The sequence below is a fragment of the Paracoccus xiamenensis genome (assembly GCF_011308835.1).
In the GTDB taxonomy this organism is placed as follows: domain Bacteria; phylum Pseudomonadota; class Alphaproteobacteria; order Rhodobacterales; family Rhodobacteraceae; genus Paracoccus; species Paracoccus xiamenensis.
Window position 1 is genome coordinate 321,710 of record NZ_JAAOHY010000001.1, and the last position, 19,147, is coordinate 340,856.

The 19,147-nt window shown below is 62.9% G+C and carries 23 protein-coding genes; 6 read left to right on the top strand and 17 right to left on the bottom strand.

Features of this window, described 5'->3' with window-relative positions:
- From eda to G7044_RS01680, 9 genes are all read right to left on the bottom strand, one after another.
- Positions 1–642: a bifunctional 4-hydroxy-2-oxoglutarate aldolase/2-dehydro-3-deoxy-phosphogluconate aldolase gene (eda, locus tag G7044_RS01640; RefSeq protein WP_166324997.1), complete on the bottom strand. Its 642-nt coding sequence runs from the start codon at positions 640–642 to the stop codon at positions 1–3.
- A 72-nt stretch (positions 643–714) separates the two neighbouring features.
- A complete protein-coding gene (locus G7044_RS01645; RefSeq protein WP_166325000.1) occupies positions 715–1,710 on the bottom strand; it encodes a TAXI family TRAP transporter solute-binding subunit in 996 nt (331 codons plus the stop codon).
- Positions 1,710–2,180 (bottom strand): lytic transglycosylase domain-containing protein, encoded by a 471-nt coding sequence (locus G7044_RS01650; protein ID WP_166327242.1) that lies wholly within the window; start codon positions 2,178–2,180, stop codon positions 1,710–1,712. The genes G7044_RS01645 and G7044_RS01650 overlap by 1 nt, the downstream gene beginning before the upstream one ends.
- Positions 2,181–2,247: 67 nt before the next feature.
- Positions 2,248–3,642 carry a dihydrolipoyl dehydrogenase gene (gene lpdA, locus G7044_RS01655; RefSeq protein ID WP_166325003.1) on the bottom strand — a complete coding sequence of 465 codons (1,395 nt, stop codon included), beginning with the start codon at positions 3,640–3,642 and terminating at the stop codon, positions 2,248–2,250.
- A gap of 117 nt (positions 3,643–3,759) precedes the next feature.
- On the bottom strand, positions 3,760–4,149 hold the full coding sequence (locus G7044_RS01660; protein ID WP_166325006.1) for an MAPEG family protein: 390 nt from the start codon (positions 4,147–4,149) through the stop codon (positions 3,760–3,762).
- On the bottom strand, positions 4,146–4,697 hold the full coding sequence (locus tag G7044_RS01665; protein WP_166325009.1) for a L,D-transpeptidase family protein: 552 nt from the start codon (positions 4,695–4,697) through the stop codon (positions 4,146–4,148). Before G7044_RS01665 ends, G7044_RS01660 begins: the two co-directional genes overlap by 4 nt.
- The gene (locus G7044_RS01670; protein ID WP_166325012.1) at positions 4,697–4,951 is read right to left on the bottom strand and encodes a hypothetical protein; all 255 of its coding nucleotides are present in this window, start codon (positions 4,949–4,951) and stop codon (positions 4,697–4,699) included. Before G7044_RS01670 ends, G7044_RS01665 begins: the two co-directional genes overlap by 1 nt.
- A 3-nt stretch (positions 4,952–4,954) precedes the next feature.
- A complete protein-coding gene (locus G7044_RS01675) occupies positions 4,955–5,365 on the bottom strand; it encodes an EVE domain-containing protein (protein WP_166325015.1) in 411 nt (136 codons plus the stop codon).
- 12 nt (positions 5,366–5,377) lie between these two features.
- Positions 5,378–5,647: a hypothetical protein gene (locus G7044_RS01680; protein ID WP_166325018.1), complete on the bottom strand. Its 270-nt coding sequence runs from the start codon at positions 5,645–5,647 to the stop codon at positions 5,378–5,380.
- Between the two features lie 443 nt (positions 5,648–6,090).
- Between G7044_RS01680 and G7044_RS01685 the strand changes: the two genes are divergently transcribed.
- Positions 6,091–6,378 (top strand): YrhK family protein, encoded by a 288-nt coding sequence (locus G7044_RS01685; RefSeq protein ID WP_166325021.1) that lies wholly within the window; start codon positions 6,091–6,093, stop codon positions 6,376–6,378.
- A 109-nt stretch (positions 6,379–6,487) separates the two neighbouring features.
- Here G7044_RS01685 and G7044_RS01690 read toward each other — a convergent pair whose 3' ends face one another.
- The 8 genes from G7044_RS01690 to mdh all read right to left on the bottom strand — a co-directional run bounded on the left by G7044_RS01690 (position 6,488) and on the right by mdh (position 16,257).
- The gene (locus tag G7044_RS01690; RefSeq protein ID WP_166325024.1) at positions 6,488–7,018 is read right to left on the bottom strand and encodes a hypothetical protein; all 531 of its coding nucleotides are present in this window, start codon (positions 7,016–7,018) and stop codon (positions 6,488–6,490) included.
- A 100-nt stretch (positions 7,019–7,118) separates the two neighbouring features.
- Positions 7,119–8,714: a 2-oxoglutarate dehydrogenase complex dihydrolipoyllysine-residue succinyltransferase gene (gene odhB, locus G7044_RS01695; RefSeq protein WP_166325027.1), complete on the bottom strand. Its 1,596-nt coding sequence runs from the start codon at positions 8,712–8,714 to the stop codon at positions 7,119–7,121.
- On the bottom strand, positions 8,711–11,683 hold the full coding sequence (locus G7044_RS01700; RefSeq protein ID WP_166325030.1) for a 2-oxoglutarate dehydrogenase E1 component: 2,973 nt from the start codon (positions 11,681–11,683) through the stop codon (positions 8,711–8,713). Before G7044_RS01700 ends, odhB begins: the two co-directional genes overlap by 4 nt.
- 70 nt (positions 11,684–11,753) lie before the next feature.
- The gene (locus G7044_RS01705) at positions 11,754–12,146 is read right to left on the bottom strand and encodes a hypothetical protein (protein ID WP_166325033.1); all 393 of its coding nucleotides are present in this window, start codon (positions 12,144–12,146) and stop codon (positions 11,754–11,756) included.
- 65 nt (positions 12,147–12,211) lie between these two features.
- Positions 12,212–13,096: a succinate--CoA ligase subunit alpha gene (gene sucD / locus G7044_RS01710; RefSeq protein ID WP_166325036.1), complete on the bottom strand. Its 885-nt coding sequence runs from the start codon at positions 13,094–13,096 to the stop codon at positions 12,212–12,214.
- A gap of 26 nt (positions 13,097–13,122) precedes the next feature.
- Positions 13,123–13,668, bottom strand: coding sequence for a hypothetical protein (locus G7044_RS01715; protein WP_166325038.1), 546 nt, complete (start codon positions 13,666–13,668; stop codon positions 13,123–13,125).
- Complete coding sequence (sucC, locus tag G7044_RS01720) at positions 13,668–14,861, bottom strand: ADP-forming succinate--CoA ligase subunit beta (RefSeq protein WP_166325041.1); 1,194 nt, start codon at positions 14,859–14,861, stop codon at positions 13,668–13,670. Before sucC ends, G7044_RS01715 begins: the two co-directional genes overlap by 1 nt.
- Before the next feature lie 433 nt (positions 14,862–15,294).
- Positions 15,295–16,257, bottom strand: coding sequence for a malate dehydrogenase (gene mdh / locus G7044_RS01725; protein ID WP_166325044.1), 963 nt, complete (start codon positions 16,255–16,257; stop codon positions 15,295–15,297).
- 120 nt (positions 16,258–16,377) lie between these two features.
- Between mdh and G7044_RS01730 the strand changes: the two genes are divergently transcribed.
- The 5 genes from G7044_RS01730 (at position 16,378) to sdhC (ending at position 19,139) form a co-directional block, all read left to right on the top strand.
- On the top strand, positions 16,378–17,106 hold the full coding sequence (locus tag G7044_RS01730; protein WP_328803791.1) for a sulfite exporter TauE/SafE family protein: 729 nt from the start codon (positions 16,378–16,380) through the stop codon (positions 17,104–17,106).
- 71 nt (positions 17,107–17,177) lie between these two features.
- A complete protein-coding gene (locus tag G7044_RS01735) occupies positions 17,178–17,732 on the top strand; it encodes an NnrU family protein (protein ID WP_166325050.1) in 555 nt (184 codons plus the stop codon).
- Between the two features lies 1 nt (position 17,733).
- On the top strand, positions 17,734–17,940 hold the full coding sequence (locus tag G7044_RS01740; RefSeq protein ID WP_166325053.1) for a DUF1737 domain-containing protein: 207 nt from the start codon (positions 17,734–17,736) through the stop codon (positions 17,938–17,940).
- A 2-nt stretch (positions 17,941–17,942) separates the two neighbouring features.
- Complete coding sequence (locus G7044_RS01745) at positions 17,943–18,548, top strand: hypothetical protein (protein WP_166325056.1); 606 nt, start codon at positions 17,943–17,945, stop codon at positions 18,546–18,548.
- Between the two features lie 201 nt (positions 18,549–18,749).
- Positions 18,750–19,139 (top strand): succinate dehydrogenase, cytochrome b556 subunit, encoded by a 390-nt coding sequence (sdhC, locus tag G7044_RS01750; protein ID WP_166325059.1) that lies wholly within the window; start codon positions 18,750–18,752, stop codon positions 19,137–19,139.
- Positions 19,140–19,147 lie beyond the last annotated feature (8 nt).

Below are 19,147 nucleotides of genomic sequence, written 5' to 3' on the forward strand. Positions count from 1 at the left end.
TCAGCCGCGCAGTTGGAAGGCAGCGCGGGCGCGCTCCTCGATCCCGGCCCAATCGCCCTCGCTCACGGCTTTCGCCGAGGCAACCCAACTCGATCCCACGCAAACCACATTCGGCAGCGACAGGTAGCTGTCGGCATTTGCCGGGGTGATGCCGCCGGTCGGGCAGAAGCTGATATGCGGCAGGGGCGCCGCCAGTGCCTTCAGTGCCGCCGCCCCGCCCGAGGTCTCTGCCGGGAAGAATTTCAGCATGTCATAGCCATACTCGGCTGCCAGCATCACCTCGGACGCCGTGACCGCGCCCGGCAGCAGCGGCAGCGAGGCATCCTCGCAGGCGCGGACGAGTGTTTCGGTCGCGCCGGGCGAAACGGCAAAGGACGCGCCTGCATCCTTGGCGCGGTAAACCTGTTCGCGCGTAAGAACGGTGCCGGCGCCGACATGACCGCCCGCCACACGCGACATCGCCTTGATGGCGGCAAGGGCGTCATCGGTGCGCAGGGTCACCTCCAGCACGGGCAGCCCGCCGGCGACAAGCGCCTCGGCCAGACGTTCGGCACGGGCGGCGTCGTCAATGACCAGAACCGGAATGACGGGGGCAAGCGCGCTCAGCGCGCGGGTCCGTTCGGATTGGGTTTGCGGGATCATGGCAGGATCTCCTTTGGGATGGGTGAAAATAGGCCCAGATAGCGCAAACATGCAAGTCGGCAAGCGGCTTTTTCAGCGCAGCAAACCTGCCTCGCGATAGTACCGCTCGGCGCCCGGATGCAGCGGGATGGCGACGCCTTTCAACGCATTCTCGCGCAGGATGCGGCGGCCGATCGGATGGCCATAGCTCAGCTGGCGCATGGTGTTGTCGTTCCATAACACGCGGGTGACGGCATGGATCAGATCCTCTGGCTGGTCTGCCCGCGTGATCCACAACGCACCGACCGACAGGGTGCTGACATCCTCCTCCATCCCGCGATAGGTGCCTTGCGGCACGATGTCGCGGATGAAGAAGGTCTCGGCCCCGGTCAGCTTGGTGGCGATGGCGTCGTCGATGGGGATCAACTTGACCTCGGCCTGTCCTGCAAGCTGACTGATCGCAGGCGAGGGATAACCGCCAACGAAAAAGAAGGCGTCCAGCTTGCCCTCGCGCATGGCAGCGGCGGCGCGGGTTGCGGGCAGATGCATGACAGTCAGGTCGGCATCACCAAGCCCCGCCGCATCCAGCACCAGCCGCGCATCGACCAATGTGCCAGAGCCCGGCTCGTCCAGCGACACCCGCTTGCCGCGCAGATCGGCAATATTGTCGATGCCGGCCTCGCGCCGGGCCACGATATGCAGCGCCTCAGGATACAGGCTGGCGATAGCGCACAGGTTCTCGATCGCGGGAAGGCCGGCGAAATTCCCCGTCCCGGTCTGCGCCCAATAGGCGACATCGGCCTGGGCAAAGCCCGATTCCAACGCGCCCTTGCCGACATTCTCGACATTCTCGACCGATCCGGCCGACGCCACGGCGGAGGCCAGCAGCCCCGGCACCCCGCAGGCCCCGCCCTCGGCGCAAGGCGCGCCCCCCGGCGGGTTCGAAATCGCCGTCGCGATGATCCCCCCGATTGGGTAATAGGTCCCCGCGGTCGAGCCATTGCCGATACGGAAAAATGTCACCTCCTGGCCGCCCGCCGGAGGTGCCAGCAGGGTCAGGGCCAGCATCAGGGCGGGCCACAGGCGCATCAGCTCCGCAGCCCCGTTTCTTCCAGCAGTCCCTTGCGCTTGGCCTCATAGTAATAGCCGCGCGCATACCACTGAACCGCCTTGTCGTGATTTCCATCCGCGACCAGATAAGCCCCCCGCAGATAGCGGCCGCCAAATTCCAGATTGGTATCGGCATCCAGCAATCCGGCCGGCGATCCGCGATAGCCCATGGTCCGCGCCGTCTGCGGCAGGATCTGCATCAAGCCGTAATAAGGGCCATTCCGCGCCGACGGGTTGTATCCCGACTCGCGCTGCACGACGCGGTGCAGCAGCGTAGAGGGGATCTGGTGCCGCGCCGCCCAGTAATTGATCTTGCGGCGCATCTCGGGCGTCTCGCCGGCATAAAGATCAGCGGGCGGGGTATCCTCGACCCGACGCGCCGGGCTGCCGCCACAAGCGGCCAGCACCAACACCCCCAACAGCGCCCCGCGCCGCGAGATGCCGTTCATTCTGGCTGAAATATCCCGGGGGGCGGCCGCAAGGCCGGTGGGGGGCAGCGCCCCCCTGTCCAGACCGTCAGACATGAATCGCGCCGCCACCAAGCGCCAGCGCCGCCTCGCGCACCGCTTCCGAGGTGGTCGGATGCGCGTGGCAGGTCATTGCGATATCCTCGGCCGAGGCGCCGAACTCCATTGCCACGCAGACCTCGTGGATCATCTCGCCGGCATTGGGGCCGATGATATGGCAGCCCAGAACCCGGTCGGTGTCCGCATCGGCGATGATTTTGACGAAGCCGTCGCCCTGGAACAAGGCCTTGGCGCGAGCATTGCCCATGAAGGGGAACTTGCCGACCTTGACCTTGCGACCGGTTTCCTTTGCCGCCGCTTCGGTCAGGCCGACGCTGGCGACTTCCGGGCTGGTATAGATCACACCCGGGATGACGTCGTAATTCACGTGGCCCGCCTTGCCGGCGATAACCTCGGCGGCTGCAATGCCTTCGTCCTCGGCCTTGTGGGCCAGCATCGGCCCGGCCACGGCGTCGCCGATGGCATAGATGCCCGGCACGTTGGTGCGCCAGTGATCGTCGATCGCAACCTGGCCGCGATCGGTCAGCGCAACCCCCGCGGCTTCCAGCCCCAGCCCGTTCAGGAAGGGACGGCGACCGGTGGCCAGCAGGACGACATCGGCCTCGACCTGCTGTTCGCTGTCATCCTTGCGCAGCTTGTAGGTGACGGTCGCCTGGCCGTCCTTGGCGGTGGCCGATTGCACGGCAGCACCCAGCACAAAGGTCAGGCCCTGCTTGGTCAGCGTCCGCTGGAACTGCTTCTGGATGTCTGCATCCATGCCCGGCGTGATCGCGTCCAGATATTCGATCACCGTGACCTTCGTGCCAAGGCGGGCATAGACGGAACCCAGTTCCAGCCCGATCACGCCCGCGCCGATCACCACCATGGTTTCCGGGATCTTGGCCAGCACCAGCGCGCCGGTCGAATCGACGATCACGCCAGCATCATTGTCGACCTCGACGCCCTTCAGCGGGCTCGGTTCGGACCCGGTGGCAATGGCGATGTTTTTCGCGTCATGGGTTTCGTCGCCGACCTTGACCTTGCCCGGGCCTTCGATCACGCCCCAGCCCTTGATCCAGTCGATCTTGTTCTTCTTGAACAGGAACTCGATGCCCTTGGTATTGGTCTCGACCGTTTCAGCCTTGTAGCCCTGCATGACCGTCCAGTCGATCGCGGGCAGCTCGCCCATCAGGCCCATCTTTTCGAAGTTATGCCCGGCCTCGTGATACATATGCGAGGCATGCAGCAGCGCCTTGGACGGGATGCAGCCCACGTTCAGGCAGGTCCCTCCCAGCGTGGCGCGGCCTTCGACCACGGCGACCTTCAGGCCCAGCTGGGCGGCGCGGATGGCGCAGACATAGCCGCCGGGACCGGCGCCGATAACGATGAGGTCATAGCTGGACATTCAAGTCTCCTTCAGAATTCGGCAGCCGCGGCGAGGCGGCGAAGATATACCTCGGCATACACAAGCTTGGGCACGGATTCACCCGGAAAACGCAGGCGCGGCGCGCATATCTGCCGGTCAGAACAGCGCAGCAACGATGATGATCATCGTCGCCACAAAGCCCACGCCCCAGATGACCGAACGCCATGGCGTCCAGCCAAGCGCATAGGCCGGCACATACAGGATCCGCGCCCCCAGATAGATCCAGGACGCCCAGGCCGTCAGCGCCGTCCCTTGCCCCGACACACTGGTCACCAGTGCCGCGACGGTAAAGAAGGCCAGCGATTCGAAATGGTTGTTCACCGCCCGCCGCAAGCGACCAGTCATTGGCGAGAAATCCGGCTGATGGTCGCGCGGCCCGGCATTCCATTGCGCGCCGACATCGGAATTCATCACCACTGCCGCCAGCCCGATCTGCAGCGCCTGAAGAATCGCTGCCAGCGCCAATACCGTCAGTTCTGGGGTCACGTCGCACCTCTGATTTCGATCGGGGTGCCGTTGGGCACCAGCGACCAGATTTCGCGTATCTCGGCATCAGTGACGGCAATGCAGCCGTTGGTCCAGTCCCAGGCACGATGCAGGCCGCCAAGCCAGCCCCAGCCATTCAGCATACCGTGGATCATGATTGCCCCGCCGGGGCTTTCGCCGCGTGCGTCCGCGGCCGCGCTGTCCGCCGCGTTCGGATAGGAGATATGCAGGCTGAGATGCGCCGCCGATCTGTCATTGCGCCAGTCGATGACATAGCTGCCCTCGGGCGTTTTCTCGTCGCCTTCACGGGTCTTATGGCCTTCGGGCGCGGCGCCAAGGCTGATCGCATAGCTGCCGATCACCTCGTCCCCGCGCATCAGCTGCATCAGCCGCGCAGGTTTGTCGACGACGATCCGATCAGCCTGCGCCGTGGCCGTTGCCATGGCGGGAGGGATTCCGTGCGCGGCCCGCATGGCGCGGGTATATGCTGCCGCCGCGACCGGGATCGCGGCCAGCAGCAGGACCACGCCAATCAGGCGCCGACGCATCAGGCGGTTTCAAGCAGGTGCGCGTCCGCTTTGCTGACCCCGCCGAGCGAGTTGAACACGCCGGCGGCCCCGTCCAGATAGGCGCGGGCCTTCTTGGGGTCGGCCACGTCGAACAGGGCCCAGGCGCTGGTATCGCTTTCACGCCACAGTTGCAGAAGGTTCAGCGAGTTATTGCCGCGATCCTCGGCATCACTGTCGAATGCCGGTTTGAAGGTCGCGTAATCGGCGACGGTGTAGTGAACGAGCATCTGCATCTTTCAATCCTTCATCATGGCGGCGCGGATGGTCTGAAAATCGACGCCGCTGATTTCAAACAGCCCTCTGCGGGCCAGCATACCCCAGTTTCCCCGGGTAAATTCAAGCCCTTCGGATAACGGCTGAATGGGCGTTTCGGTTGCCGTCATCCAGTCGATATCGCGCCGAAACCCGGTTTGACCGGTTGGCATCATCGCTGGGTAGGGATCCTTGTCGCGCACAAGGCCGATGGCGGTGAAGGCTTTCAGCGGCGCGCCGTCAGGATAGGCGGTCCGGGGCGAGTAATAGACCAGTCCGTCACCAGGGCTAAGCCGCTGCAGGGGCGTCAGTTTGCCGTGATTTATCATCGCAAACCCGCCCGCCACACCGATCAGCACGTGTTCGCGGCTAACGGTCCCGACCCAGTAACGCATCTGCGGAACTCCTCAGCGCGGGTGGCGGGCGTCGTCCTGAAAGTAGCCATGTCCGATCCGGTCGACCTGGCTGTCCTTCAACCTGCTCGGCGCCAGGTTCAAGGCCAGCGACATGATGGCATAGGCCACCAACGCCGCCCAGCTCCATCCAAACGGTCCGAAGGCACAGTTCACCAGCCAAATAGCCACCGCCATGAACGCCACCCGCACAAGCCAGCTGCCAATGATGAACCTCGGGGTATCGTTTGGATCGGCGATGCCGCTGCGGGTATCGGCGTTCATCGCCGCGATCGACGGGCTGAAGCCGCCAGGGCTGTGGTCATTATAGTGGCTGCGTGTAGGGCGGTCTGGCATGGGACTCGGTCTTTAGTTTTACGGGTTACAAATTGAACAAAATGTAGTCGCGGGTTTTGGCGGAAGCAAGAAGTCGAAGAAAATTGTTCGCGATGAATAAAGTCCGGCGAAAATTTCGCCGGGCTGCACTGAACGGGTCAGGCTTTCTTCCCTGCGTCAGATGTCCATCAACAGGTGACGCGGATCTTCCAGCGCTTCCTTGACCCCCACGTGGAAGGTCACCGCGTCTTCAAGCTTACCAAAATCACGTGGGCGGCACTGCCCCAAGCAGGGAGTAGCGGCGTTGCGGGCAGTCGGCCGGGCGGAACGCAGCGTGCTGATGTCGCGTTCGCCTTTGATTAAACGCAAGTTTGACCTGAAGGAGAGGATGTATGAAATTCTGGGACCAAGCCTTTCGGCCCGACCTGAATGCCCGGTCTGAAGAGGCCAGAATCCTCAAGGCCAAAGTCGAGGTGGCCTATACGATTGCGAATTTCGTTGCGGCGATTTTCTTCCTGATCGGGTCGATCATGGCGTTCTGGCCCTCGACCGGAACGCTGACGACGTGGATGTTCATCTTCGGCTCTGTCGTGTTCGCAATCAAACCGACACTGAACGCTTGGCGCGAGGTGAAGCTGTATCAGATGGGGGATGCGAAACGGCTGGCAGAGGATCTCTGAGGGTTTTGGAGGGGGCAGGGGGCAACAGGTTCGCAGAGCAGAGGGCTGCCCCCGCCCGCCCCCATGGCAGGGGCTGCCCGGCGGTGCCGCCGGGCGATGGGCTGCAGGATCATTTCACCCCGGCATCAGCCGTCGCACTCATGTCCAGCGTGGTCGATGCGTAACCATGCACATCCGTCGGCTGGTCGCCCCTGCCTTCATTGACCCCGGCGACGATGCCGCTGACGACTGCGCCGATGATGCCTGCACCGGCGCCGGATGCGCGCACTTTCGACGACCTTTCGGCCATCGAGATATTATGAGAGCTGAGGTTCTTCTGGACCGCGCGCTCACCGGTGCTGCATTTGAGATGCGCCGTCGGTGTCGCGGGGCCGAGATTCGGTGTCAGGACGCGGGCAGGCGTCTGAAACTGCGATTCCGTGTAGGTGGTGGAAAGGGTGCAGCTGGCACCGGCCAGTTCGCGGGTGCCTTCATTCGTTTTCGTCCGGGTGCGGATCGTCGTTTCCGCGTCGCCGCGATAGCTTTGGGCGGGCAGTTGCTTGACGGTCTTGTATGCAACGGGCGGCTGGGTGATTTCCAGCGAAGATGAACAGGCAGCAAGAAGTGAAAACAGAGGAAGAGCGGCAACAAAACGATACATTTATAGGCTTTCACTGATAACGGTCAGATAGCGTCAGCCTATAACTATAGGTTGCAAGCCACACAATAGCTTGCAACCTAAACGTGTATAATTTCTCTGCTTACAGATCCATCAGCAGGCGACGCGGATCTTCCAGCGCTTCCTTGACGCGCACGAGGAATGTCACCGCACCCTTGCCGTCGACGATCCTGTGGTCATAGCTCAGCGCCAGATACATCATCGGGCGGATGACGATCTCGCCGCCGACGACCACCGGGCGGTCCTGGATCTTGTGCATGCCAAGGATGCCAGATTGCGGCGGGTTCAGGATCGGCGAGGACATGAGCGAGCCGTATACGCCGCCGTTCGAGATGGTGAAGGTGCCGCCCTGCATCTCGTCCATGGTCAGCTTGCCGTCGCGGCCTTTCTTGCCCAGCTCTCCGATTTCCTTCTCGATCTCGGCGAAGCTTTTCTGATCGGCGTCCTTCACGACCGGGACGACCAGACCGGACGGGGTGCCGACGGCCACGCCCATGTTGACGAAGTTCTTGTAGACAACATCGGTGCCGTCGATTTCGGCGTTCACTTCCGGCACTTCATGCAGCGCATGGACGCAGGCCTTCACGAAGAAGGACATGAAGCCCAGCTTGACGCCGTGCTTCTTCTCGAACGCGTCCTTGTATTCGTTGCGCAGGTCCATGATGCCCTTCATGTCTGCCTCGTTATACGTGGTCAGCATGGCGGCGGTGTTCTGCGCGTCTTTCAGGCGGCGGGCGATGGTCTGGCGCAGGCGGGTCATCTTGACGCGTTCTTCACGCGCCGCGTCCTGCGGGGCGGAAGGCGCGCGGGGTGCGGCAGAGGGTGCCGGGGCTGCTGCCGGGGCAGAAGCGGCGCGGGCCACGTCTTCCTTCATCACCCGGCCATCCTTGCCCGAGCCCTGCACGGCGTCGCGGCTGATGCCCTTTTCGGCCATGGCCTTCTTGGCCGAGGGCGCGTCTTCGACATCGCCGCGCGGCTTCACATCTTCGGGGCCTGCACCCGGAGAACCGACTTCACCAGCTTCCTTGACCTCTGGGTCCTCGGTCTTCGGCTGCTGAGTATTGGCAGAGGCCGACGCCGCGCCGCCTTCGGTGATGATCGCCAGACGCGCCTTGGCATCGACGGTTTCACCTTCGGGCGCAAGGATCTCGGCCAGGACGCCAGCGGCAGGGGCGGGCACTTCGATGGACACCTTGTCGGTTTCCAGCTCGCACAGCATTTCATCTTGCGCGACGGCGTCGCCAACTTTCTTGAACCAGGTGGCGACGGTGGCCTCGGTCACCGATTCACCCAGCGAAGGGACCATCACGTCAACTGATTTACCGCTCATCTTCTGTCCTTCCTGAGCATTGGCCGGCGTTGCTGCGGCCTGTTCTTGTTTCGCGGCCGGCTCGGCAGCTTTTTGGGTTTCGGCTGCGGGCGCGGGGGTTGCGCCCTTGCCGGTTTCGTCAATCTGCGCCAGCAGCGCGTTGGGCGCGACCGTGGTGCCTTCGGTGGCGATGATTTCCGCCAGGACGCCGGCTGCGGGGGCGGGAACCTCGACAGTCACCTTGTCGGTTTCCAGCTCGCACAGCATCTCGTCCACGGCGACGGCGTCACCGGGTTTCTTGAACCAGGTGGCGACGGTGGCCTCTGTGACGGATTCGCCCAGTGCGGGCACGCGTACTTCGGTCGTCATTTCCCCCCCCCGATGGTCAGTGCATCGTTCACAAGCGCGTCCTGTTCCGCCTTGTGCCGCGAAGCCAGGCCCGTCGCGACCGAAGCCGCCGCAGCCCGCCCCGCGTAACGCGCGCGCTTGTGCTTGTGTTCCAGTTTGTCCAGCACCCATTCAAGGTTCGGCTCGACGAAGCTCCAGGCGCCCTGGTTCTTCGGTTCTTCCTGAGCCCAGACGAATTCGGCATTCTTGAACCGGCCCATTTCCTTCAACAGCGACTGCTGCGGGAAGGGATAGAACTGCTCCAGACGCATCAGGTAGACATCGTTGATGCCGCGTTCGTCGCGTTGCTTGAGCAGGTCGTAATAGACCTTGCCCGAGCAGATCACCACGCGCTTGATCTTGTCGTCCTTGACCAGTTCGGTCGCCGAATTGCCGCGTTCGGCGTCATCGTGCAGGACCCGGTGGAAGGTCGAACCGGTCTGGAACTCTTCTGCCGTGGAAACCGCCAGCGGGTGACGCAGCAGCGATTTCGGCGTCATGATGACCAAGGGCTTGCGGAAGCTGCGATGCAGTTGGCGGCGCAGTAGGTGGAAATAGTTCGCCGGCGTGGTGACGTTGGCGACGATCCAGTTATCCTCGGCCGACATCTGCAGGAAGCGTTCCAGACGGGCGCTGGAATGTTCCGGCCCCTGACCCTCGAAGCCATGGGGCAGCAGCATCACCAGACCGGACATGCGCAGCCATTTCTTCTCGCCTGAGGAGATGAACTGGTCGAACATGATCTGTGCGCCATTGGCGAAGTCGCCAAACTGCGCTTCCCACAGTGTCAGTGCGTTCGGTTCGGCCATCGAATAGCCGTATTCGAAGCCCAATACCGCATATTCCGACAGCATCGAGTCGTGGACTTCGTAGGCGGCCTGACCTTCGCGGATGTTGTTCAGCGGATAGTAACGCTGTTCGTTCATCTGGTCGATGAAGGCCGAGTGGCGATGGCTGAAGGTGCCGCGGGTCGAATCCTGCCCGGTCAGGCGGACCGGCTTTCCTTCCAGCAGCAGCGAACCAAAGGCCAAAGCCTCGCCGGTGGACCAGTCGAAACCCTTGCCGGTTTCGAACATTTCCTTCTTGGCCTCGATCAGGCGGCCCACGGTCTTGTGCAGGTTGAAGCCTTCGGGCGGCGTGGTCAGCGCCCGACCGATCTGGGCCATGTCCGCGGCCGGGATGCCGGTCTGGCCAGAGACATATTCGGCGCTTTCGCTTTCCAGGCCCGACCACTTGCCGTCCAGCCAGTCGGCCTTGTTCGGCTTGTAGTTCTTGCCTATCTCGAATTCTTCATTCAGGTGCGCCTGGAAGGCGGCCTTCATGTCCTCGATCTCGCCTTCGGGGATCAGCCCGTCCTTTGTCAGCCGTTCGGCGTACAATTGCAGGGTCGTCTTGTGACCCTTGATTTCCTTGTACATCATCGGGTTGGTGAACATCGGCTCATCGCCTTCGTTATGGCCGAAGCGGCGATAACAGAAGATGTCGATGACTACGTCCTTGTGGAATTGCTGGCGGAACTCGGTCGCCACCTTGGCGGCGTGGACGACCGCCTCGGGGTCGTCGCCGTTCACGTGGAAGATCGGCGCTTCGACCATCAGCGCGATATCCGTCGGATAGGGCGAGGTGCGGCTGAAATGCGGCGCGGTCGTAAAGCCGATCTGGTTGTTCACGACGATGTGGATCGTCCCGCCGGTGCGGTGGCCACGAATGCCCGACAGTTGCAGACATTCGGCGACGATGCCCTGACCGGCGAATGCCGCGTCACCGTGCAGCAGGATCGGCAGCACGGCGGTACGTTCGCCCCGGTCGCCCAGCTGGTCGCCCTTGGCGCGGGCCTTGCCCAGCACGACGGGGTTCACGGCCTCCAGGTGCGAAGGGTTGGCGGTCAGCGACAGGTGGACGTTATTGCCGTCGAATTCGCGGTCAGACGACGCGCCGAGGTGATATTTCACGTCGCCCGAACCGTCCACGTCCTCGGGCTTGTAGCTGCCGCCCTGGAATTCGTGGAAGATGGCGCGGAACGGCTTTGACATCACGTTTGCCAGCACCGACAGACGGCCGCGGTGGGGCATGCCGATGACGACTTCCTGCACGCCAAGCGCGCCGCCGCGCTTGATGATCTGTTCCATCGCCGGGATCAGGGATTCCCCGCCGTCCAGACCGAAACGCTTGGTCCCCATGTATTTGACATGCAGGAACTTCTCGAAACCTTCGGCCTCGACCAGCTTGTTCAGGATGGCGCGGCGGCCGTTCTGGGTGAACTCGATTTCCTTGCCATAGCCCTCGATCCGCTCTTTCAGCCAGGCGGCTTCCTCGGGGTTCGAGATATGCATGTATTGCAGCGCGAAGGTGCCCAGATAGGTGCGGTCCATGATCTCCTTGATCTGGCGCATCGTGGCGAGTTCAAGGCCCAGCACATTGTCGATGAAGATCGGGCGGTCCATGTCGCTGGCGTTGAAGCCGAAGGTTTCCGGCAGCAACTCCCCCGGATAGGGAACTTCGCGCAGGCCGAGCGGGTCCAGATGCGCATGCAGGTGGCCCCGGATGCGATAGGCGCGGATCAGCATCAGCGCGCGGATCGAATCCATCACTGCCTGACGCATCTGCTCGGGGTCCAGCTCCTTACCCTTTTCCGCGGCCCTGGCTGCGATCTTTTCCATTGCGGCATTGGCCTCGGCCTTCGAGGTCATCGGCCATTCGCCGGTCAGCGCCGAGATATTCTCGCCCGCCGGCATCGGCGGCCAGTCGCTGCGCTTCCAGCTGGGGCCTTCGGCTTCGGCCACGGCATCGGCGGCGCTGTCGCCGAGGGCGGCGAAGTAACGGTCCCAGGCTGCATCCACCGCCTGCGGGTCGCGGGCCCATTGGCCGTGCAGCTGTTCCACGTAGGTTGCGTTGTGCCCCTGCAGGAAGGACGTGTCGTGGAAATCGACGTTTTTGGGTTGCTCGTTCATTGATGAACCTCGAAGGGGTTGGGTCCGTAGGTGTTTTGGTTTGGTCGGGTGGCGTAGGTCATGTCAGGCCTCACGCACAGAAAATGTCGATCATGCGGGTGCCGGGGTCGTCTTGGGGTGCGGTCGAGGGGACGTGTTCGATGCGGTCCACGCGCCGGCTTTCCAGACGGCACAGGGCATAGGCCGCTTGCTGATCGGCATCCCTCGGTGCCGAAACCGGATGGTAGATCACCCGCCAGCCGAAATCCCGGCGCGAGACGGTGCGCACAGCCTCGATCGGCAGGGTGGTCGCGTGGGGCAGGTTGGTACGGGCAGGGACGCCGCCGCGCAGGATCTCGTCGGTATTGCGCGGCCCGCAGGCGGTCAGCGCCAGCAACGTCGCCGCGATCAGCGCCGAGGGCGCAAGCCGCCCGCCCGCATGCGCGGGGGAGGTGTCGGCATAAGCGTGGCTGGCTTCGGTCATCTCAACCTGCTGCACAAATTTTCCGCATCCCCATAGTTAGGATGGGGATGCGGCATGTCAAATCATCAGCCCTTAATGGCTTTCAGAACGGCTTCGCCCAGACCTGCCGGGCTGTCGGCGACGACGATACCGGCCTTCTTCATGGCCTCGATCTTCGATTCCGCGTCACCCTTGCCGCCCGAGACGATGGCGCCTGCATGGCCCATGCGCCGACCCGGAGGAGCCGTGCGGCCAGCGATGAAGCCGGCGGTGGGCTTCCACTTGCCCTTCTTCTTCTGCTCGGCCAGGAACTCGGCCGCTTCTTCTTCGGCAGAGCCACCGATCTCGCCGATCATGATGATCGACTCGGTCTCGGGATCGTCAAGGAACATGCGCAGCACGTCGATATGTTCCATCCCCTTGATCGGGTCGCCGCCGATGCCCACGGCCGAAGACTGGCCCAGACCCACATCCGAGGTCTGCTTGACCGCCTCATAGGTCAGGGTACCGGAGCGGCTGACCACGCCGACCGAGCCGCGCTTGAAGATCGAACCGGGCATGATGCCGATCTTGCATTCTTCGGGCGTCATGATGCCGGGGCAGTTCGGCCCGATCAGCAGCGAGTTCGAGCCTTCCAGCGCGCGCTTGACCTTCATCATGTCCAGCACCGGGATGCCTTCGGTGATTGCCACGATCAGCGGGATTTCGGCGTCGATGGCTTCCAGGATCGAATCCGCCGCGAAGGGCGGCGGCACATAGATCGCGGTCGCGTTCGCGCCGGTTGTCGCCACGGCCTCATGGACCGAATTGAAGACCGGCAGGCCCAGATGCTCGGACCCGCCCTTGCCGGGGGTCACGCCGCCGACGACCTGCGTGCCGTAAGCAATCGCCTGTTCCGTGTGAAAGGTGCCCTGCGAGCCGGTGATGCCCTGGGTGATAACCTTGGTGTTCTTGTCGACGAGAATGGCCATTTCTTTCCGTGTCCTTGTCGTGTGAGTTAAGGCCGCAGCAGGGCGACCGAGATTTCATTTTCGCCGCGCCCGCGTGGATTGCGTAGAATGCCAATCCCTTCATTCGGGGCGCGGCCGGTGTTCCAGATGGTTTTCAACGGGTCGGTGCTTGCCACCGGCGTGGCTTCGGGGAACCACATCGAGATGCGTCGCCGAATTTCCGCGTCCTGCCCGGTGCGGGCGCGCGCATGAACGCCGCAAAGACCTCCGTCCTGCGAAAGCTGAACCATCGGCTTGGAGTTGTCAGTGACGAAGCGGCGCACGCCGTTGCGCCAGCCGCCGTCCGGGACATATCCCGCTGCCCGAAGCCGCGCCGCGCGCGCTGTGGGCGACGGGTCGCCGTTCAGGCAGTAGGTCTGAAACGTGTTCATCAGGGTTGCACCTGAAGACAGCGGGACGACGTTCTTGGTTTTGATGTTGGCCAGCTCCTGCCGTTCGGCGAATGAGGAATCATCCGCCATGCCACCACAGGCCGCGACCGCCCCAAGGGCAATCGCAGCCAACAGGCGCGCAGGAGCCGGCAGTCTGGACATCAGCCCTTCACTGCCTTCACGATCTTCTCCGCACCGTCCTTCAGGTCGTCTGCGGCGATCACGTCGAGACCGCTTTCGTTGATGATCCGCTTGCCCTCTTCGACATTGGTGCCTTCCAGACGCACGACCAGCGGAACCTTCAGGCCGACTTCCTTGACGGCGGCGACGATGCCATCCGCGATGATGTCGCAGCGCATGATGCCGCCGAAGATGTTGACGAGGATCCCTTTGACGTTCGGGTCAGAGGTGATGATCTTGAACGCCTCGGTCACCTTTTCTTTGGTGGCGCCACCGCCCACGTCAAGGAAGTTGGCCGGTTCAGCGCCATACAGCTTGATGATGTCCATGGTGGCCATCGCCAGACCTGCGCCGTTGACCATGCAGCCGATCTCGCCATCCAGCGCGATATAGTTCAGGTCGTATTTCGACGCTTCGAGTTCCTTGGGGTCTTCCTCGGTCTCGTCGCGCAGCGAGAAGATGTCGCCGTGGCGATAAAGGGCGTTGTTGTCAAAACCCATCTTCGCGTCGAGCGCTTTGAGGTTGCCGTCGGTGGTGACGATCAAAGGGTTGATCTCCAGCATCTCCATGTCCTTGTCGAGGAACAGGCGATACAGATCCTTCACCAGCTTGACGCATTGCTTGACCTGCTGGCCCGACAGCCCCAGGGCAAAGGCCACGCGGCGGCCGTGGAAATCCGACAGGCCCGAGGCCGGATCGACGCTGAAGCTGACGATCTTTTCCGGGGTCGAGGCCGCGACTTCTTCAATGTCCATGCCGCCTTCGGTCGAGGCGACAAAGCTGACGCGCGAGGTGCCGCGGTCGACCAGCAGGGCGAGGTACAGTTCGGTTTCGATGTCCGAACCGTCTTCGATATAGATGCGGTTGACCTGCTTGCCGGCCGGGCCGGTCTGATGGGTCACGAGGGTGCGGCCCAGCATCTGGCGGGTCATTTCCTCGGCCTCCGAGGTCGACTTGGCCAGACGCACGCCGCCTTTTTCGCCGGCTTCGGCTTCCTTGAAGCTGCCTTTGCCGCGACCGCCAGCATGGATTTGGGCCTTGACCACCCAAAGCGGGCCGTCCAGTTCACCCGCGGCACGCTTGGCGTCTTCGGCACGGGTCACGACGCGGCCGTCACTGACAGGAACGCCATAATCGCGCAGCAGCGACTTGGCCTGGTATTCGTGGATGTTCATGATGTTTCCCCGTGGTTATCGGTTCGGTCGGCTTTTGCCATAACCGGCAGGCGCACTCAAAGGGGTTTACGCCCTCTAAAGCCAAAAAACCCACGCATTTTGATGTTTGTGATCACAGCTTTCTGGGGTGTGATCACAATGGGCAGAATTGCGGCGCTGCAGCATCGAATCCGCCGGCTGAGCCTACATATGACAGGGCCATCCGCCAGAATCGAGCCACGCGCCGAAGCCGCCACCTTGCCGGCCCACCGGCTCCGCGACTGAAAGGCGCAAATGGTATTTATATCATCCGAATGACAAGGCCATGACCGTTTGAAGAAACTTGCGCCGGCTGGGTCGAAATCACTTGATGGCGGCACATGGCCTTTAGCCCAATTGAAAAAGGCGGCAGGTTGCCCTGCCGCCTTCTATTGTTCCGATGTGGGACGCGCGATCAGTTCAGCGAGGAATCGATCTGCTTGCAGGCCGCGACCAGACCCTTCACGGCGTCGACCGACTTGTCGAACATGGTTTGTTCGGCCGGGTTCAGCTTGATGTCGATGACCTTCTCGATGCCGCCCGCGCCGATCACGGTCGGCACGCCGACATAAAGACCGTCCAGACCGTAAGCGCCCTTCACATAGGCCGCACAGGGCAGGACGCGCTTCTGGTCCTTCAGATAGGCCTCGGCCATCTCGATCGCCGAGGTGGCGGGGGCGTAGAAGGCCGAACCGGTCTTCAGCAGGCCGACAATCTCGGCGCCGCCGTCGCGGGTGCGCTGCACGATGGCGTCCAGCTTGTCCTGCGTGGTCCAGCCCATGCTGACCAGATCCGGCAGCGGAATGCCGGCCACCGTCGAATAGCGGGTCAGCGGCACCATGGTGTCGCCGTGGCCGCCCAGCACAAAGGCCGACACGTCACGCATCGAGACGCCGAATTCCAGCGACAGGAAGTGACGGAAGCGTGCCGAATCCAGCACGCCGGCCATGCCCACGACCTTCTCGACCGGCAGGCCCGAGAATTGCTGCAGTGCCCAGACCATCGCGTCCAGCGGGTTGGTGATGCAGATGACAAAGGCGTTCGGGGCGTGCTGCTTGATGCCTTCGCCGACCGATTTCATCACTTTCAGGTTGATGCCCAGCAGGTCGTCGCGGCTCATCCCCGGCTTGCGCGGCACGCCTGCGGTGACGATGCAAACGTCAGCGCCAGCGATATCGGCATAATCATTGGCGCCCTTCATCACGGCGTCGAAGCCCTCGGACGGGCCGGATTGCGCGATATCCAGCGCCTTGCCCTGCGGCGTGCCCTCGGCGATGTCGAACAGGACGACGTCGCCCAGTTCCTTCATGGCCGCCAGATGGGCCAGAGTGCCGCCGATCTGGCCGGCGCCGATAAGAGCGATTTTGGGACGAGCCATGTTTTCCTCCGGGAAATGGTCAAATGGTCGTGGCATGGGTTAGTCGCTTGCCGTATCGCTTTCAAGGTTCGATTCGACCTGACGCGGGGGGCAGGGGTGGAGTTATCGCAAACATCCTGGGTGCTTGCCGTTATCGCCGCGCTTGCGGTGGGTATCGCCAAGGGCGGGTTGAGCATGGTGGGCATGATCTCGGTGCCGCTGATGGCGCTGACCATGTCGCCGGTGACGGCGGCGGGGATCTTGCTGCCGGTCTATATCATCTCGGATATTGGCGGGTTGATCGCTTTTCGGCGCAGCTTTGACCGCCGGGTTCTGGTGACGCTGCTGCCGGGGGCAATTGCGGGGATCGGTCTGGGCTGGGCCACGGCGCATCTGGTCAGCGACGACGCGGTAATGCTGATCGTCGGGCTGATCGGGGCGGTTTTCGCGTTGAACGCGCTGATCCGGCCACGCCTTGGCGCGATGCGGGGGCCGCGCTGGCGGGCCGGGACGATCTGGGGCGGCATTGCCGGCTATACCAGCTTTGTCAGCCATTCCGGCGCGCCGCCCTATCAGATCTATGTGCAGCCGATGGGGCTGGCATCCGGGGTCTATGCCGGCACGACGACAGTATTTTTCGCCATCGTCAACGCGGTGAAACTGATTCCCTATGCCGCGCTTGGCCAGTTGAACCCTGACAATCTGCAGGTGGCCGCAATCCTGTGTCTGCCGGCGATTTTCGGTGTCTGGCTTGGGCTTCAGTTGCTGCGGATCATCCCACAACAGCTGTTCTACAAGCTGATTACCTGGGGGTTGCTGCTGGTCTCGCTCAAGTTGATCTGGGACGGTGCCGCCGTCTTTGGCGCCTAGGCTTCCGGTTGCCGCGCTGGCACGATGGTGTCAAATTGCGCGCGAAAAGATCATCCTGAAAGGATTCCCGGATGCTGATCCTTATCCTTGGTGTCGCGCTGTGGTCGGCGGCGCATCTGTTCAAGCGCGTCGCACCGCAGGCCCGCCGCGGCATGGGCGAGGCAGGCAAGGCGGCAGTCACTGCGGCGCTGCTGATCTCGGTGCTGCTGATGATCTGGGGCTATCGCACCGCACCGATGGGTGATGTCTGGTGGGGGCCTTCGCCGATGATGAAGGGGATCAACAATCTGCTGGTGCTGCTGGCCGTCTATCTGTTCGCGGCCGCAGGGATGAAGACCGGGATCACCCGCCGCATCCGCCACCCGCAGCTGGTGGGATTCGCGCTTTGGGCCGTTGCGCATCTGCTGGTGAACGGGGATCTGCCCTCGTTCGTGCTGTTCGGCGGGCTGCTGGCATGGGCGATCGTCGAAATCGTCGTCATCAACCGGGCCGATCAGCGCTGGCAGTCCCCCGCCCATCTGGTGCCCGTCCGCAAGGAAGGCATGGCGGTGCTTGGCACGCTGGTCGTCTTTGGCGGCGTCGGCATGATCCATGCCTGGCTTGGTTATAACCCGTTCGGAGCGTGATATGACGACCCTTTACCGCTTCCTGACCGAGGACGACACCTCGGCTTTTTGCCACAAGGTCAGCGCCGCATTGGCGGGTGGCTGGCAGCCCTATGGGCCGCCGACCATGGCCTTTGATGCCGCGCGTGGCGTCATGCGCTGCGGTCAGGCAGTCACCAAGGAAATCGAGGGCGACTATGACCCCGACATGAAACTGGGCCAGCAGTAACAGTGACGACAGTACCGGAATCCGCCGCTTTCAATCCGAAGATCCATATGCCCGAGGCCGAGGCCGAGGCCCTGCGCGAGGCGTACCGCGCCGCCTTGGTCATCGGCGAATACGGGGCAGGGGGCTCGACCGCCTTCGCCGCAACCGAATGCACCGCCCGCGTGCTCAGCATCGAAAGCGACCGGGAATGGGTGCAGAAACTGCAGGAGTGGATCGACCTTCACGCCACCGATGCCGACCGGATCACCGTGCAACATTGCGATATTGGCCCGACAGGACCATGGGGCCGGCCGGCGAATATGGCGAAATGGACCAGTTTCTGGACCTATCCCTTCGCGCTGTGGCAGGATCCCGGCTTTGATCCCGATCTGGTGCTGATCGACGGGCGGTTTCGGACGGCCTGCCTTGCTGCCTGCATGATGCATTGCCGTAAGCCGTTGACCGTGCTGTTCGATGACTATGCCGACCGCGCCTATTACCATCATGTGGAAAAGATCATTCCGCGCGCCGCGCTGAACGGTCGGCTGGCCCGGTTTGAGGTGGTGCCCGGCCAGATCGCCCCGCAGGACTTCGCCGCCATCCTGCCCTGGTTCTTTACCGCGCGATAGGCCGGAAGGGCGATTCCCTTTCGGTGTGATCACACGCCCGTTTGCTGTGATCACAAATCCCTAATTTCCACCGATTTCGCCCCGGGGCTGGACAAGGCCACGTGACAGGCGCGAAAAAAGCCGTAAGACATCTCGCAAATTCCAGCCAGCCCGCACGCCAGCTGACGCCGTGGGCCCGCACGCAATATGAAGGGGGACGACATGGCTGATGTGAACCGGGGAAACCGGCCGCTTTCACCGCATCTGCAAGTCTATCGACTGCCGCTGGCCGCAAAAACCTCGATCCTGAACCGGGCGACCGGGCAGGCGATGGTGGCAGGTCTGCTGCTGCTGGCATTCTGGCTGCTGGGTGCGGCAGTGGGCGGTGGTCTGTGGGCCTGCGCCGATGCGCTGGCGCGCAGCTGGTTTGGCTTCATCGTCTTCCTCGGCTCGACCTGGGCACTGTGGTTCCACTTCCTCGCCGGGATCCGTCACTTCTTCTATGATTCCGGTCACGGGATGGAGATTGAAACCGCCCGCAAGTCCAGCATCGCCATCCTTGCCGGTTCGGTCGTCCTGACCGTGCTGAGCCTCATCATCTACTGCCTGTAAGGGGGAAG

What these genes read in the sequence shown, in the direction of transcription:
- G7044_RS01665 (WP_166325009.1), bottom strand. Translation starts at nt 4,697, where the DNA reads ATGCGTCGGCGCCTGATTGGCGTGGTCCTGCTGCTGGCCGCGATCCCG.
- G7044_RS01690 (WP_166325024.1), bottom strand. Translation starts at nt 7,018, where the DNA reads ATGTATCGTTTTGTTGCCGCTCTTCCTCTGTTTTCACTTCTTGCTGCC.
- G7044_RS01680 (WP_166325018.1), bottom strand. Translation starts at nt 5,647, where the DNA reads ATGAACGCCGATACCCGCAGCGGCATCGCCGATCCAAACGATACCCCG.
- sucD (WP_166325036.1), bottom strand. Translation starts at nt 13,096, where the DNA reads ATGGCCATTCTCGTCGACAAGAACACCAAGGTTATCACCCAGGGCATC.
- lpdA (WP_166325003.1), bottom strand. Translation starts at nt 3,642, where the DNA reads ATGTCCAGCTATGACCTCATCGTTATCGGCGCCGGTCCCGGCGGCTAT.
- G7044_RS01735 (WP_166325050.1), top strand. Translation starts at nt 17,178, where the DNA reads ATGCTGATCCTTATCCTTGGTGTCGCGCTGTGGTCGGCGGCGCATCTG.
- G7044_RS01740 (WP_166325053.1), top strand. Translation starts at nt 17,734, where the DNA reads ATGACGACCCTTTACCGCTTCCTGACCGAGGACGACACCTCGGCTTTT.
- G7044_RS01715 (WP_166325038.1), bottom strand. Translation starts at nt 13,668, where the DNA reads ATGTCCAGACTGCCGGCTCCTGCGCGCCTGTTGGCTGCGATTGCCCTT.
- G7044_RS01650 (WP_166327242.1), bottom strand. Translation starts at nt 2,180, where the DNA reads ATGAACGGCATCTCGCGGCGCGGGGCGCTGTTGGGGGTGTTGGTGCTG.
- sucC (WP_166325041.1), bottom strand. Translation starts at nt 14,861, where the DNA reads ATGAACATCCACGAATACCAGGCCAAGTCGCTGCTGCGCGATTATGGC.
- odhB (WP_166325027.1), bottom strand. Translation starts at nt 8,714, where the DNA reads ATGACGACCGAAGTACGCGTGCCCGCACTGGGCGAATCCGTCACAGAG.
- G7044_RS01685 (WP_166325021.1), top strand. Translation starts at nt 6,091, where the DNA reads ATGAAATTCTGGGACCAAGCCTTTCGGCCCGACCTGAATGCCCGGTCT.
- G7044_RS01675 (WP_166325015.1), bottom strand. Translation starts at nt 5,365, where the DNA reads ATGCGTTACTGGGTCGGGACCGTTAGCCGCGAACACGTGCTGATCGGT.
- G7044_RS01705 (WP_166325033.1), bottom strand. Translation starts at nt 12,146, where the DNA reads ATGACCGAAGCCAGCCACGCTTATGCCGACACCTCCCCCGCGCATGCG.
- G7044_RS01670 (WP_166325012.1), bottom strand. Translation starts at nt 4,951, where the DNA reads ATGCAGATGCTCGTTCACTACACCGTCGCCGATTACGCGACCTTCAAA.
- mdh (WP_166325044.1), bottom strand. Translation starts at nt 16,257, where the DNA reads ATGGCTCGTCCCAAAATCGCTCTTATCGGCGCCGGCCAGATCGGCGGC.
- G7044_RS01645 (WP_166325000.1), bottom strand. Translation starts at nt 1,710, where the DNA reads ATGCGCCTGTGGCCCGCCCTGATGCTGGCCCTGACCCTGCTGGCACCT.
- G7044_RS01700 (WP_166325030.1), bottom strand. Translation starts at nt 11,683, where the DNA reads ATGAACGAGCAACCCAAAAACGTCGATTTCCACGACACGTCCTTCCTG.
- sdhC (WP_166325059.1), top strand. Translation starts at nt 18,750, where the DNA reads ATGGCTGATGTGAACCGGGGAAACCGGCCGCTTTCACCGCATCTGCAA.
- eda (WP_166324997.1), bottom strand. Translation starts at nt 642, where the DNA reads ATGATCCCGCAAACCCAATCCGAACGGACCCGCGCGCTGAGCGCGCTT.